The organism is Salinigranum rubrum, assembly GCF_002906575.1.
In the GTDB taxonomy this organism is placed as follows: domain Archaea; phylum Halobacteriota; class Halobacteria; order Halobacteriales; family Haloferacaceae; genus Salinigranum; species Salinigranum rubrum.
Map to the genome: position 1 here is coordinate 2,063,202 of NZ_CP026309.1, position 13,262 is coordinate 2,076,463.

A 13,262-nucleotide genomic window follows, 5' to 3' on the forward strand; every position below is an offset into this window, starting at 1 on the left:
TGCCGTCTCGGATTGCTCTCTGCGGTTCCGTTTCACGAGGTGAGTAACACCGAACGAGGTGTTAAGCGTTGTGTGGCGTCTGTCCGCGCGGCGTCATGTTCGGGGCGGGCGAGGGGTATACGTTTATCTCACCGACCCTCTTACTCGGAGCGAATGACCCGAGCGACGGACATCGTCGAGCTGTCCGACCAGCAGCGGCTGGTCCGAGACAGCGTTCGAGAGATCTGTGAAGGGTACGACGACGAGTACTGGCGCGAACGGGACCGCGAGGAGTCGTATCCGACGGCGTTCGTCGACGAACTCGGCGAACACGGCTGGTTCGGCATCCTCGTCCCCGAGGAGTACGGCGGCGCCGGGATGGGGACGCCAGAGACGGTCGTCATGATGGAGGAAATCGCCCGATCCGGCGGGGGGTTCACCGCCTCGCAGGCCGTCCACGGCGGCATCTACAACTCCGTCCCCATCGTCCGGTACGGGAGCGAGGCGTTGAAGCGAGAGGTCCTCCCGGCGGTCGCGGCGGGGGAGGAAGCCATCCAGGCGTTCGGGTTGACCGAGCCGAACGCGGGTTCGAACTCGACCGCCATCGAGACGTTCGCCGAGCGCGACGGCGACGACTACGTGGTGAACGGCCAGAAGATCTGGACCTCCCGCGTCGACGCGAGCGACTACATCCTCCTCGTGGCCCGGACGACGCCTCTGGACGAGGTGGAGAAACGGACGCGGGGCATCTCGATGTTCCTCGTCGACATCGACGAGGCGGTCGAGGCCGAGAGCTTGGAAATGAAGTCCATCCCGAAATCGGCGAGCACCGCGGTCCACGCCTTCGAGCTCTGGTTCGAGGACCTCAGAGTCCCGGCGAACCGTCTCGTCGGCGAGGAGGGGGCCGGGTTCTACCAGGTGCTCGACGGGCTCAACGAGGAACGGCTCGTCATCGCTGCCGAGTGCGTCGGCCTCGGCGAACTCGCCATCGACCGGGCCGTCGCGTACGCCAACGAGCGCGAGGTGTTCGACCGCCCCATCGGACAGCATCAGGCCATCCAACACCCACTGGCGAAAGCGTACGCGCAGGTCCAGGCCGCGAAACAGCTCACCTACAGCGCCGCGGCGGTCGTCGACGCCCAGACCGGAACCGACGTGGGCGCCCGAGCGAACATGGCGAAGTACCTCGCGAGCGAGGCGGCGTTCGCCGCGGCGGACGCCGCCGTCCAGACGCACGGCGGGTTCGGCGTCGCCACCGAGTACGACGTCGAGCGCTACTTCCGCGAAGCGCGGCTGACACGCCTCGTCCCGATCACGCAGGAGCTGGTGCTCAACTACCTCGGAGAGAAGGTGCTCGGACTCCCGCGGTCGTACTGACGAGCCGCTTCGAGTGCTCGTGCTGACACCGTCAGAGCCTCTCCCGCCAGACGTGTCCGTGTGTCGAGCGGTCGCGGAGGCGGTCCATCCGTTCGTGACTGACGAACGGTCGTCCCTCGATTTACTCGGGCGAGAGTCACGTGAACAATACACATGAGAAGGTCGAAACCACCACACCGAGTCGGGGTGTCGCTCGTGGGAGGGAGAACGGCGGTCCGTCTGCTCCGGAGACGCGAGGCCGTCGACGCGGCCACCAGCGTGTTCGGCAGGGCTGAACCCCCCGCTACCGGGAGCGCGCCGACGTCCGTGGCTTTCATCCGCATCGGCCGGAGGTAGAGTTAAGATTCGCGGCGGACTACCTTCGCTCAAACCCATGGACCCCATCGCTCACTCGGACGACAACATCCGTTCGGTGGAGCTATCGTTCGGCATCATCGAGCGTATTCGGGAGAGCCGAACGGCGAGCCTGGCGGAGTTAACCACCCAGACCGGGCTGGCGAAGAGCACGGTCCACGCGCACCTGACGACGCTGACGAATCTCGGCTTTATCGTCCGCGAAGGTGACAACTACCGGCTCGGGCTGCGCTTTCTCGAACTCGGAGAAGAGGTCCGAAACCACCGTTCTGAGTTCCGACTCATCCAGGGACACGTGAAGACGCTCGCGGAGCGCTTCGACGAGCGGGCGCAGTTCATCGTCGAGGAGAACGGCGAGGGCGTCTACATCTACCGGGAGACGGGAAGCCACGCGGTCCAGACCGACTCGGGCATCGGACGCCGCATCCACCTCCACTCGACGGCCGCGGGCAAAGCCATCCTCGCGAACCTCCCCGACGAGCGCGTTCGCGAGATCGTCGACCAGCACGGCCTCGCCGCCGTCACGGATATGACGATCACGGACGAGGAGGAACTCCTCGCCGAACTCGCCGCCGTCCGCGAGCGCGGGTTCTCGTTCAACCGCGAGGAGAACCTCCGCGGCCTCAACGCCGTCGGCGTCCCGGTGCACGATGCGAGCGGGGACGTCCTCGGGGCGCTGAGCGTCTCGGGACCCTCTCACCGGATGAAAGGCCAGAAGCTCGAAGTGGACGTCCCCGACCTGATGCTCGGCATGGCGAACGAGATAGAACTCAACCTGGCGTATCCACAGTGAGACCCGGCTGTCGAGCCGACGACTGACCGACGGTCCGACCGGTTCAGTGCCACACCGAGAGTGTCGGTACAGGCAGCGCGATTTTACATTACTCATATAGTGTTGTAACGTAACGTGCGGATAACGGGCTACCACAATGGTTGGTAAACATATTAAATTAAACTTCGATCACTGAGTTCGATATTATTCTCTATTTTAATTTTGAAACATTGTAAAATGGGCCCTAAAACAAAAATAATATCGACTAGAGTCGCATACATCGAATATTCTACTCTTCGTAGAGCATCTCTCGAAATTGTCATCCAAATTATTTTGTTTTAGCGGTCGTCAATTCGTGGTTCCGACACGCGGACCGACGACGATCCGTCCGGTCGTCGTCTGCCGGCGGAGACAGTCACCACGTTTAACCACACCGACCCCTTCCCACCCGACGTGTCAGGGTACACGGAGGCGGGCGTCGACCCACCGTCGGGACTCCGCGTGACGCTGCGTTCGTACCGGCGGTTCGTGGTCGTGGTGTGGTCGTTCCTCCCGCTCGTCCTCGCACACGCACGCGACAGGCGTCGGTTCCTCCTCTTCGGTTCGTCCCGTACCGTTACGGAGGCCGACCGACGGCGACGCGCCGAGTACCTCCTGGAGGCGCTGTTAGACCTCGGCCCGACGTTCATCAAGATCGGGCAGATCCTCTCGACCCGGCCGGACGTGCTCCCGCCGGCGTACATCGACGTGCTCTCTCGGCTGCAGGACCGCGTCCCGCCGGACCCCTGGGAGGAGGTACGTCCGGTCGTCGAGACCGACCTCGGCCCCGTGAACGAGACGTTCGACGAGTTCGACACCGACCCCATCAGCGGGGCGTCGCTCGGGCAGGTGTACACCGCCGTGGCTGACGGCGAACGGGTCGCGGTCAAAGTCCGCCGACCGGGCATCGTCGAGCGGGTCGAGGCGGACCTGCGCGTGGTGCAGACGCTCCTCCCGCTCGTCCTCAGCGTGGCGCCCCCGGGGCAGGCGTTCACGATGGAGAACCTCGCCGACGAGTTCGAGACGACGATCAGAGAGGAACTCGACTACGAACACGAGGCCGAGATGCTGGCGGCCGTCGGCGAGAACTTCACCGACGAGCCGAGAGTGAAAATCCCCCGTGCGCTCCCCGAGTACTCCACCGGTCGCGTGCTGACCATGGAGTTCGTCGACGGGGTAAAGATCGACGACGTCGAGGCCATCGACGCGATGGGGCTCGACCGGGAGGCGCTCGTCCGCCGCCTCGAAGAGACCTACATCGACATGATCATCGACCACGGCCTCTTCCAGGCGGACCCCCACCCCGGGAACATCGCCGTCCAGCCCGACGGCACCATCGTCTTCTACGACTTCGGGGTGACCGGCCGGCTCGACGCGTACACCCAGGAGAAACTGTTCGACTTCTACGTCGCCGTCGCGAACGACGACGTCGAGCGGGTCATCGACACGTTCATCGAACTCGGGGCGCTCGACCCGAGCGTCGACCGCGGGTGGATGCGCGAGGTGTTCGAACTCGTCTTCGAGAGCCTCCGAGGCGGCGGCGTCGAGGTGTACGAGGTCCGTCAGATCGTCTCGGAGTTCCAGGGAACCCTTTATGAGTTCCCGCTCCGACTCCCGCAGAACCTCGCGCTCATCGTCCGAGTTTCGACCGTTCTCGAAGGGGTGTGTCGCACCCTCGACGACGAGTTCGACTTCATCGCCGTCGTCAACGACTACGTCCGCGAACAGGGGAGGAGCGAGGAGAACGTCCAGGCCCTCGTCGACCGGTTCCAGGGGAGCCTGAGCGAAATCGTGAGCGGCATCGTCGGCGCTCCGGTCGGCATCGACGAGGTGCTCGCCGACGTCGACCGCGAACGCGTCACCGTCGAGGTGGACCTCGTCGAGCGCAACGAAGCGATCGACCACCTCGCGAGTCGGGTCGTCTGGGGGCTGCTCTTCGCCGCCGGCGCGCTCTCGACGACCGTCCTTCTCGCGTTCTCCGACATCGTCGCCGCCCAGGCGACCGCCGCCGGAACCGTCGCCGTCGGCCTCTTCTTCGTCCGGGCGATGCGCCGCCGACGGCGGGGGCTCAGCGTCAGGCCGCAGTTCACGCGACAGAGTATGCGTCAGCGGCAGGGCCGTGGCGGCGAGTAGCGGGTCAGGGCACTTACGAGACCTTCACGACCTGCTTGCCGACGTTCTCGCCCTCGAACAGCCCCAGGAACGCCTCGGGTGCCCGTTCGAGGCCCTCCGTCACCGTCTCGCGGTACGAGAGGTCGCCGTCCGTCACCCATCGGCGGAGGTCCGCGGTCGCCGCCTCGAACCGGGCCGAGAAGTCGCTGACGAGAAAGCCCTCGACGCGCGCTCGCGTCTCGACGAGTTTCCCGAGCTTTCGGGGGCCAGTGGGTCGTTCCTCGGCGTTGTAGAGCGCTATCTGCCCGCAGACGGCGACGCGGGCGTCGGTGTTCAGGTGGTCGAAGACGGCGTCGGTGATCGGTCCACCGACGTTGTCGAAGTAGACGTCGACGCCCTCGGGCGCGACGTCGGCGAGCGCGGCGTCGTAGTCGTCCTGTGCGCGGTAGTTGATTGCCGCGTCGAACCCCAGGTCATGGAGCCACTCGACCTTCTCCTCGGAGCCGGCGGTGCCGACGACGCGCGCGCCGGCCATCTTCGCCAGTTGCCCGACGACGGAGCCAACCGCGCCCGCGGCGGCGCTCACCACCATCGTATCGCCCGGTTGTGGCTTTGCGACCTCCCGCGTGCCGAAGTAGGCGGTCCGTCCCGGCATGCCGAGGGCGCCGAGCGCCGTCGAGACCGGCAGGTCGCCAACGTCGACGGGAGTCAGTTCGTGGGCCGGGGCGGCGGCGTAGTCCGCCCACGCCAGATTGCCGACGACGAGGTCGCCGGTCTCGAACGCGGTCCCGTTCGGTTCGGCGACTTCGCCGACGACACCGCCCTGGAGCGGCGCGCCGACCTCCCACGGCTCCGCGTACGACTCGCCCGCGCGCATCCGGCCGCGCATGTACGGGTCGACGGAGAGATAGCGCGCCCGGACGAGCGCTTCGCCGGCGGCAGGGGTCGGAATCGTGCGCGTCTCCAGTTCGAAGCAGTCGTCGTCGGGCGTTCCGGTCGGTCGCTGCGCGAGCGTCCACACGCGGTTCTCAGAGTCGTCGGCCATACACCAGCCACGGGACTGGGAAGTGAGGGCCTTTCGCCTCCGGCGGTTCGGAGCGGGTACCGCTTTTTCCCCAGTCGACCCGTCAGACGACTAACCGCGTCTCGTCGGTCGGTGCGGAGAGCAGTTCCTTCGCCTCGTCCTCCGCAGTGGTCGTCTCGGCCCGGTTCTCCATCAGGACCGTCTCGCTGGGGAAGAGGTGGTCGCCGAGGACGAGTCCGTGTTCGCGGGCGGTCGACCCCGTAACCGTGAGGTAGACGCCGAGGCCCGCCTCGGCGATGGCGGCCTCCTCCTCCGCCGACTCCGTTGGGTAGACGAAGTCGACGCCGTCGAGGACGCCCGTCCCGAGGACGGCCTCGACCAGACGTTCGTACCGGGGGGAGATACAGAGCGGTCCCTCGTAGCCGCGGACGAAGTCTCGGTCGAGGTCGGCCTTCGGGGGCAGGGTCTCGGGCGTCGCCATCAGCGTGTGGTACACCGTGTCGCCGAGGCCGGAGACGACCCGGACGTCGGACTCCATCGGGTCGATACGCGCGTTCACGTCCGCGAGGTCCGCGATGCCCTCCTCGTCGAGGGAGACGACCTCCTCTAAGACGAGGTCGGCGCTGTCGAAGCCGAGCGCGAACTCGTGGGTCCGGAGCGCGCGGAACGGTTCCTCGCGCCCCACGAGGTGGAGGCGGACGTCGCCGGCGTCGACCTCGACGGAGTCGAAGACGACCCGCCGCGGCATCCCGTCGCGGTCGTCACGCAGGAGGGTGAACTCCGGCCGCGTCGGGTCGGAGAGGTCGCTGTACTCTGCCAGCCGTTCGTACACGTCGTGTTCGGGGTCGGTCCGTCCCTTGGTGACGCTCTTCTCGTACCGGAGCGTCGAGGAGATTTCGTCGGCCAGGTCGTCGACGCCGACGTTCGTCGCGAGGCGTTCCAGCACCGCCTCGAGCGGCCGTCCCTTGCGCGGGACGGCGACGCGGACCGTCAGAGTCATTGTCTGAGTGTGGACGAGCGGTCATAAACCGGTTGCGCTTCGCCGCTGTCGCTCGATTATGCGCTACGAAAACGTTCCACAGGCTAACGAGCCACAGACTAGGCGTTCTCTTCCTCGTCGCCGTCGTCCGCGTGCTCGTCCGCGTCCGCACCGTCTCCCGCGTCCATCTCGTCCTCGACGTCCTCCGCGGTCGCTTCGCCCCCCGCACCGGCGGCGGCGCCCGCGCTTCCACCGACCATCGGCCCGAGCGCGTTGCTCAGCCGGTCGCGGAACGCTCGGAACTCCTCGACGGTGTCGTCGAGGTCCGCGACGTCCTCTCGGAGCGCCGAGACGTCCTCGCGCACCGGTGCGGCCTCCTCTTCGACGGTTTCGCGGAGCGCTTCCATCTCCGTTTCGAGCGCCTCGCGCGCGTCGGCGATGTCGCCGTCGAGTTCCGCGAGTTCCTCGCGCACCTCGCCCATCTCGTCGTCGAGCCGCTCGGCGGTGTCGTCGGCGCTCTCGGCCCGGTCGGCCACCTCGTCGAGTCGCTCGTCGACCGCGTCGAATCGGCTCTCGACGCCGTCGAGTCGCTCGGCCGTCTCGTCGAGGCGGTCGGTCGTCTCTCCGAGCCGGTCGTCGACGGCCTCCAGCCGCCCTGCGGTCTCGTCGAACCTGTCGTCGACGGCGTCGAGGCGGTCGTCGAGGGCGTCGAACCGGTCGTCGACCCCGTCCAGCCGCTCGGTCGCCCCCTCGACGCGGTCCTCGACGGCTTCGAGCTGGTCGTCCAGTCCGGACAGCTCCGACCGGAGGTCGCCCACGTCCTCGTGGAGGCGGCCGCGGTCGTCCTCAGCGTCGGCGACGTCCGCCGACAGCTCGTCGAGCTCCTCGGTGAGGTCAGCGACGTCCGCGCGGAAGCCCTCGATGAGCTCCTCTGCGGTTCCCTCCTCGTCGAGGAACGCTTCCAGCCCCGTCGAGTACGCCGCGAGGTCCTCTACTTGATTCTGGAGCCGCTTGATGCGGAGGTCGACGCTCCGGGGAACTCCCGTGTCGCTCTCCCCCGCGCTCGCGCCGAGCGCGTCCCTGAGCGCGTCCACGTCGTCGGGGTCGGCGTCCTCGCGTTGGAGCTCCGTCGCGAGCGCCGCGAGGACGCTTCCGGCGGTCACGCGCGGACCGCTCGGCGCCTCGCGCTCCTCGGCGTCGACAGACACGTCCGCGTCCGTTTCCGGCACCTCCTCGACCGCCGGCTCCTCCTCGTGCTCGTCCAGGTTGAGTTCGAGTTCGAGGTCCTCCTGCGGCGTGACGCTGTCCCCGTCTTCCGCCGCGTCGTCGTCGTCGGCCCCGCTCGCATCGACCGCCGCGACGACGGCGTGGCCGGCGGGTTCGGTCGCGGACTCGCCCGAGTCGTCGAACGCGTCGGGTCGTGGCGATTCGGCCGCGTCGTCGCCCTCGCTCTCGGCTTCGACCGCGTCCGCGTCGTCGTCCAGTTCCAGCGTGACGTCCTCGGGATGGGGGTCGCCGCCGCCGGACGTGTCCGCCGTGAGGTCGGGGGCGTCGACGCCGTCGTCGGCTCCCAGGCCGGGCAGCGCGTCGCGTTCGCCCGAGAGGACGTCACGGACGAGTTGGTTCGAGTCCTCGCCGAGGACGTCGCCGATGGCGTCGTCGGCCGAACCGACGTCCTCGGCGTCCAGGATAGACAGGGACGGGTCGGCCAGGAACGCGTCGGGCGTCAAGCCCGTGTCGTCGAGTCGGATGCCGTACACCGTCGTCGCCGACTCGCCGGGGTCGAGCGTGCGGTCGTACTCGACGCGGTGGCTCTTGTACGCGGTCCAGTTGTCCTTCTCGAAGTCGGGGTGGAAGCCGACGTTCTCCATCGGGAACGACTCCGGGATGGAGTCGACCAGTCTGATGCTCACGGGCTCGGAGGCGTCCGATTCGATTACGAACTTGACTGCGGGAACGGGGAACTCGTCGGCCTCGAACGACTTCGTCACCGTCACCGCCCCCTCCGTGATCGAACGTGCCCCCTCGACGCTGGGGTCGGAACTCATGGCAAGGGGTACCGCTAGCGCTTACATAAAATGCGTGGGGGCCTCTATCAAACGAGAGAATTTCAACGCGCCGAGAACGTTCCCGCCCGGGCGTTCTGCGACGCCGTTTCGACGCCTTCGTGGGTGGGTGCCGAATCAGAGGTCGACGCGGTCGCCGATTTCGACGATTTCGAGCCGCTCGGGGTACGCGAAGGAGGCCGCGTGGTGGTGGAGGACGGTCGGGTCCGCCGTCATTCCCTTCCACATGTCCCAGTGAGAGGGGAGACAGCGGGTGAGCCGGAGGTCCTTCGCCGCGCGGACGAGTTCGTTCTCGTTCGCGTACCACTTGGTGTGGACGGGTTCGCCCGTCTCCTTGTCCGGGATGTTGCCCTCGGCACCGAACGCCAACACGCCGAGGTCGATGTCGTACCGCTCGCCGATGTCGGAGAACTCCTCGGCGGGCTTGGTGTCGCCGCCGTGGAAGAACGTCCCGCTCGCGTGTTCGACGACGTACGTCACCGGGTGCGTCGAGTCGGGGTCGTTGGAGGGTTCGACGTGGACGGTGAACTCGCCCACCTCGAACGTGTCGCCCTCTTCGACCTCCGAGAACTGGTCGGCGGCGACGTCCCAGTCGTCGGCCCACGCCTCCTCCTCGCGGGCGACGGCGATGGCGTCGTCCGGTCCGAAGAGCGTCGCCCCCGTGTTGGCCAGAATCGGCGCCTGGCTCGGCCCGTGGACGTGGTCGGTGTGTTCGTGCGTCGCCAGCAGCGCGTCCATCTCCTCGACGTCGTCGGGGTCGAACGGCACCGGAACCATCCGAACGGTCCGCGGTGGGTCGCCGAGACCGACGTACGGGTCGATGGCGAGCGTCGTCCCCTCGTGTCCTTTCAGGAAGAAGCCGTTACAGCCGAGGTACCAGACGGCGACGGTGTCGGGCTCCGCGTCCGCGACGGCGCGGGGAAGCCAGTCGCTCCAGTCGGATGTCGACATGCGAGCACGTTCGACGGGGGCCGGTCTAAGCGTTGTGGATGTGTTCTCACTCCCGAACTCCACTCCCGAACGCGAGTCACGAACGCGAGAGCGCCCGCGTCGCTGTCGCCTTGAACGAGACGACGACCTGCGCGCCCTCGTCGAGCGCCATCCGGTCGAGGCTGTCGATGGTGAGGAGCGCCCACAGCGGCGTCTCGGTGCCGACATCGACGACGACGCGTCCGATCGACTCGCCTCTGACGACCTCCGACACCCGCCCCTCGAACCGGTTCCGGGCGCTGGTCGCGTCGGGCGCAGGCGCTTCATCGGGGAGTTCGATGGTCACCGCGTCGGCGCGGACGGACACCTCGACGTCCGCTCCCTCCTCGACACCGCTCGGCACGAGCGTCAGCACGCGCCCGGGCGCCGCCTCGACCGTCGCGAGTTCGCCGTCCACCGCGACGACCCTCCCGGGGAACACCGAAAGCGTGGCGTCGGCGACGCCGGCGAACTCGGCGCCGAGGCGGTCGAACCGCGCGAGCAGGTCCCGCGCGCGCTCGGTGAGTTCGCTCCCGCCACCACCGGCGCCGCCGCGCCGCCGTTCGACCAGCGAGCCGAACACCTCCTCCAGTTCGACCACGCGCCGCTGGGCGTGGGCGAACGACCGTCCGAGCGCATCCGCCGCGGCGTTCAGCGACCCGTGGTCGTCGACGGCTCTGAGCAGTGCGGCGTCGCGGGCGTCGAAGGCGACGTCACCGGATTCGATGCGGACTGTGGCGTCCGGGATTCCCTCCACACCCGAGAGGGAGAGCGGCGTCGAATAAAGCTATCGCGGCCGCCGGCGTCCGCTGCGCGGACGGACACGACGTTCGGCCCTCGCATCGACTGGCCGCTGTGGACGTCCCTCGCGACGACGTCGCGCTTCGGCGCCCGCTCGATGAGCCTCCGGTACGACGGCGTGACGCGGTGACAGCGTAACGTACTTTACGGGGCGCCCAGTCGATATATCTATGACGATACAACGTCGGGGCTTCATCAAGGCGGTCGGTGTCGGGGTGGTCGCGAGCCTGGCTGGCTGTACAGGGAACGACGGAACGGGACAGCAGCAACAACAGCAACAGGCGGGCGTGGCCGGCGAGACGCTGACGCTCACGACGACGACGAGCACGTACGACACGGGGCTGCTCGACGAGATTCACCCGGACTTCGAGGAGATGTACGGCGTGACCGTCGACGCGGTCGCACAGGGGACGGGTGCGGCCCTCGAGTCGGCTCGCAACGGGGACTCGGACGTGGTGATGGTCCACGCCCGCGGGCTCGAGAACGAGTTCATGCGGAACGGCTACGGCGTCAACCGCCGCGACCTCATGTTCAACGACTTCGTCATCGTCGGACCCGAGAGCGACCCGGCGGGGATCGAAGGCATGGGCTCGGCGACCGAGGCGCTCACCGCCATCGCCGAGTCGGAGGCGACGTTCGTCTCTCGCGGAGACAACTCGGGCACCCACACCAAGGAACTCAACCTCTGGGAGGCCGCGGGGACCGACCCCGGCGGCGACTGGTACCAAGAGACCGGAACGGGGATGGGCGAGGCGCTGAACGTCGCCAACCAGCAGGGCGCGTACACCCTCTCGGACCGGGGAACGTTCATCTCCCAGCGGTCGGAGATCGACCTCGTCATCCTCGTGCAGGGCCCCATCGAGGGCGGTCCGGAGATCCTCGCGAACCCGTACGGTATCATGGCCGTCAACCCCGGCGTCCACGACAACGCGAACTACGACCTCGCGATGGCGTACATCGGCTGGATCACCAGTCCTGGTGCGCAGGACGCGATTTCGAGCTACCAGGTCAACGGGGAACAGCTGTTCTTCCCCGAGGCGGTCTCGGAGAACCCAGACTTCCAGCAGTACGTCCCGCAGGGGTGGAGTAGCGACTCCTCCGACGAGTGAGCGTGTCGCTCGAAGCGGTCACACAGCTGCCGGTCGTGGTCGACCTCCCGTTCCGGGAGGGGTACGTCTCGAGTATCATCTACGTCTCGCTGTACGTGAGCGTCCTCGCCGTCACCCTGAGCACGCTGTTCAGCATCCCGGTCGCCATCGCGATGGGTTTCACCGAGTTCCCCGGCAAGCAGTTCGTGAAGTCGGTCATCAACACGGGGATGGGCTTTCCGAGCGTCGTCGTCGGCCTGCTCGTGCTCTTTGCCGTCTCCAATCAGGGGCCGCTCGGGCCGCTGGAGCTCATCTTCACCAAGGAGGCGATGATCATCTCACAGTTCGTGCTCGCGACGCCGCCCATCACGGCGATCAGCCTCGCCGCGATCACCAGCGTGAACGAGAACGTCCACGACGCCGCACACGTCCTCGGCGGGACGCGCCTCGACGTGGCGCTGGTCGTCATCAAGGAGGCGCGCTACGGCATCGCGACGGCGATCCTGGCCGGGTTCGGCCGCGCCATCAGCGAGGTCGGCTCCGTCCTCATCGTCGGCGGGAACATCACGGGGTCGGACGGAATCTCGAAGACGCGGACGTTGACGACGGCGATTCAGCTCGAAGCCCGGCAGGGGCAGTACGAGACCGCGATGGTGCTCGGGGCGGTGTTGGTCGCGCTCGTGCTGACGGTCAACGCCATCGTCGTTCGCATCGGCGACACGGGGGCGATGAACCGATGATCCGGCTCTCCGACGTTTCCCTCACGTTCGGCGACGAGCCCGTCCTCAGGGACGTTTCCCTTTCGGTCGAACCCGGCGAGGTGGTCGCCGTCATCGGCCCCTCGGGCGTCGGGAAGACGACGCTGCTTCGGGTCTTCGCGCTGTTCCTCCGGCCGAGCGAGGGCACGGTCGAACTGGACGGCGAGGACGTGTGGGCCGCCGACGAGAGCCGCCGACTGGCGCTCCGTCGGCGGATCGGGATGGTGTTTCAGGAGGCAAGCCTGTTCGACGCCACGGTCGCTCGGAACGTCGAGTACGGACTGCGGGTGCGGCAGTCCTGGGGCGAACGGCTCTCCGACCAACTGTGGTCGGTTCTCGGGTCGAACGGGACGCCCGAGGCGGTTGCGGAGGCGCTCGACGTCGTCGGCCTCGACGACAAACTCGGGCAGGAGGCCCGCTCGCTCTCGGGCGGCGAGGCACAGCGCGTCTCGTTCGCCCGCGCGCTCGCGTACGAGCCGACCTACCTCCTGCTCGACGAACCGACGTCGGACCTCGACCCGCGCAACACGGGACTGATCGAGGAGGCCGTTTCGGAGGCACGCGACCGCGACATCGGCGTCGTCGTCGCCACGCACGACATGCACCAGGCCGAACGCATCGCCGACCGAGTCGGCGTCCTCCTGGGCGACGGCTTCAGTGAGGTCGGAGCCACCGAGACGGTCTTCGAGGACCCGACGGACGAACGGACGCGCAAGTTCATCTCCGGGGAACTGGTCTACTGAGACCGGGCGAGGGACGCGACGGGTCACCCGGACCGCTCGTCGACCGTCGGCACGAGGCCGACCGGGTCGTTCCCGCCGCTCTCGCCGCCGCTCGGGTCGTCACGACGACGTTCGTGTGGACGTTCTGGGAGAAAGATATTTACTCTCAGCCGATATATAGGAAACACCATGCCATCCGAGCAGCGTCGGACGGCACACTTC

11 protein-coding genes are annotated in these 13,262 nt (G+C 67.5%); 6 read left to right on the forward strand and 5 right to left on the reverse strand.

All coding sequences use genetic code 11. From position 1 onward, the window contains the following. Positions 1-153 precede the first annotated feature (153 nt). The 3 genes from C2R22_RS10100 to C2R22_RS10110 all read left to right on the forward strand — a co-directional run bounded on the left by C2R22_RS10100 (position 154) and on the right by C2R22_RS10110 (position 4,654). Positions 154-1,356, forward strand: coding sequence for an acyl-CoA dehydrogenase family protein (locus tag C2R22_RS10100; protein WP_103425641.1), 1,203 nt, complete (start codon positions 154-156; stop codon positions 1,354-1,356). Between the two features lie 373 nt (positions 1,357-1,729). Then, complete coding sequence (locus tag C2R22_RS10105) at positions 1,730-2,503, forward strand: IclR family transcriptional regulator (protein WP_103425642.1); 774 nt, start codon at positions 1,730-1,732, stop codon at positions 2,501-2,503. 432 nt (positions 2,504-2,935) lie between these two features. Beyond that, positions 2,936-4,654, forward strand: coding sequence for an ABC1 kinase family protein (locus C2R22_RS10110; RefSeq protein ID WP_103425643.1), 1,719 nt, complete (start codon positions 2,936-2,938; stop codon positions 4,652-4,654). A 13-nt stretch (positions 4,655-4,667) separates the two neighbouring features. Here C2R22_RS10110 and C2R22_RS10115 read toward each other — a convergent pair whose 3' ends face one another. The 5 genes from C2R22_RS10115 to C2R22_RS10135 form a co-directional block, all read right to left on the reverse strand. Then, a complete protein-coding gene (locus C2R22_RS10115; protein WP_103425644.1) occupies positions 4,668-5,678 on the reverse strand; it encodes an NADP-dependent oxidoreductase in 1,011 nt (336 codons plus the stop codon). Positions 5,679-5,760: 82 nt separating this feature from the next. Beyond that, the gene (locus C2R22_RS10120; RefSeq protein ID WP_103425645.1) at positions 5,761-6,657 is read right to left on the reverse strand and encodes a hypothetical protein; all 897 of its coding nucleotides are present in this window, start codon (positions 6,655-6,657) and stop codon (positions 5,761-5,763) included. Positions 6,658-6,755: 98 nt separating this feature from the next. Continuing rightward, complete coding sequence (locus C2R22_RS10125; protein WP_103425646.1) at positions 6,756-8,684, reverse strand: hypothetical protein; 1,929 nt, start codon at positions 8,682-8,684, stop codon at positions 6,756-6,758. 135 nt (positions 8,685-8,819) lie between these two features. Then, the gene (locus tag C2R22_RS10130; RefSeq protein WP_103425647.1) at positions 8,820-9,653 is read right to left on the reverse strand and encodes an MBL fold metallo-hydrolase; all 834 of its coding nucleotides are present in this window, start codon (positions 9,651-9,653) and stop codon (positions 8,820-8,822) included. 76 nt (positions 9,654-9,729) lie between these two features. Continuing rightward, on the reverse strand, positions 9,730-10,428 hold the full coding sequence (locus tag C2R22_RS10135; RefSeq protein WP_103425648.1) for a TOBE domain-containing protein: 699 nt from the start codon (positions 10,426-10,428) through the stop codon (positions 9,730-9,732). Positions 10,429-10,642: 214 nt separating this feature from the next. Here C2R22_RS10135 and C2R22_RS10140 point away from each other — a divergent pair, with 214 nt between their 5' ends. From C2R22_RS10140 to C2R22_RS10150, 3 genes are read left to right on the forward strand one after another with little or no spacing between them, the layout of a single operon-like run. Beyond that, positions 10,643-11,581: a substrate-binding domain-containing protein gene (locus tag C2R22_RS10140; RefSeq protein WP_103425649.1), complete on the forward strand. Its 939-nt coding sequence runs from the start codon at positions 10,643-10,645 to the stop codon at positions 11,579-11,581. Beyond that, positions 11,578-12,300: an ABC transporter permease gene (locus C2R22_RS10145; protein ID WP_103425650.1), complete on the forward strand. Its 723-nt coding sequence runs from the start codon at positions 11,578-11,580 to the stop codon at positions 12,298-12,300. The genes C2R22_RS10140 and C2R22_RS10145 overlap by 4 nt, the downstream gene beginning before the upstream one ends. Further along, positions 12,297-13,061 carry an amino acid ABC transporter ATP-binding protein gene (locus tag C2R22_RS10150; protein WP_103425651.1) on the forward strand — a complete coding sequence of 255 codons (765 nt, stop codon included), beginning with the start codon at positions 12,297-12,299 and terminating at the stop codon, positions 13,059-13,061. Before C2R22_RS10145 ends, C2R22_RS10150 begins: the two co-directional genes overlap by 4 nt. Positions 13,062-13,262: the final 201 nt, after the last annotated feature.

What these genes read in the sequence shown, in the direction of transcription:
- C2R22_RS10100 (WP_103425641.1), top strand. Translation starts at nt 154, where the DNA reads ATGACCCGAGCGACGGACATCGTCGAGCTGTCCGACCAGCAGCGGCTG.
- C2R22_RS10105 (WP_103425642.1), top strand. Translation starts at nt 1,730, where the DNA reads ATGGACCCCATCGCTCACTCGGACGACAACATCCGTTCGGTGGAGCTA.
- C2R22_RS10115 (WP_103425644.1), bottom strand. Translation starts at nt 5,678, where the DNA reads ATGGCCGACGACTCTGAGAACCGCGTGTGGACGCTCGCGCAGCGACCG.
- C2R22_RS10120 (WP_103425645.1), bottom strand. Translation starts at nt 6,657, where the DNA reads ATGACTCTGACGGTCCGCGTCGCCGTCCCGCGCAAGGGACGGCCGCTC.
- C2R22_RS10125 (WP_103425646.1), bottom strand. Translation starts at nt 8,684, where the DNA reads ATGAGTTCCGACCCCAGCGTCGAGGGGGCACGTTCGATCACGGAGGGG.
- C2R22_RS10130 (WP_103425647.1), bottom strand. Translation starts at nt 9,653, where the DNA reads ATGTCGACATCCGACTGGAGCGACTGGCTTCCCCGCGCCGTCGCGGAC.
- C2R22_RS10140 (WP_103425649.1), top strand. Translation starts at nt 10,643, where the DNA reads ATGACGATACAACGTCGGGGCTTCATCAAGGCGGTCGGTGTCGGGGTG.
- C2R22_RS10150 (WP_103425651.1), top strand. Translation starts at nt 12,297, where the DNA reads ATGATCCGGCTCTCCGACGTTTCCCTCACGTTCGGCGACGAGCCCGTC.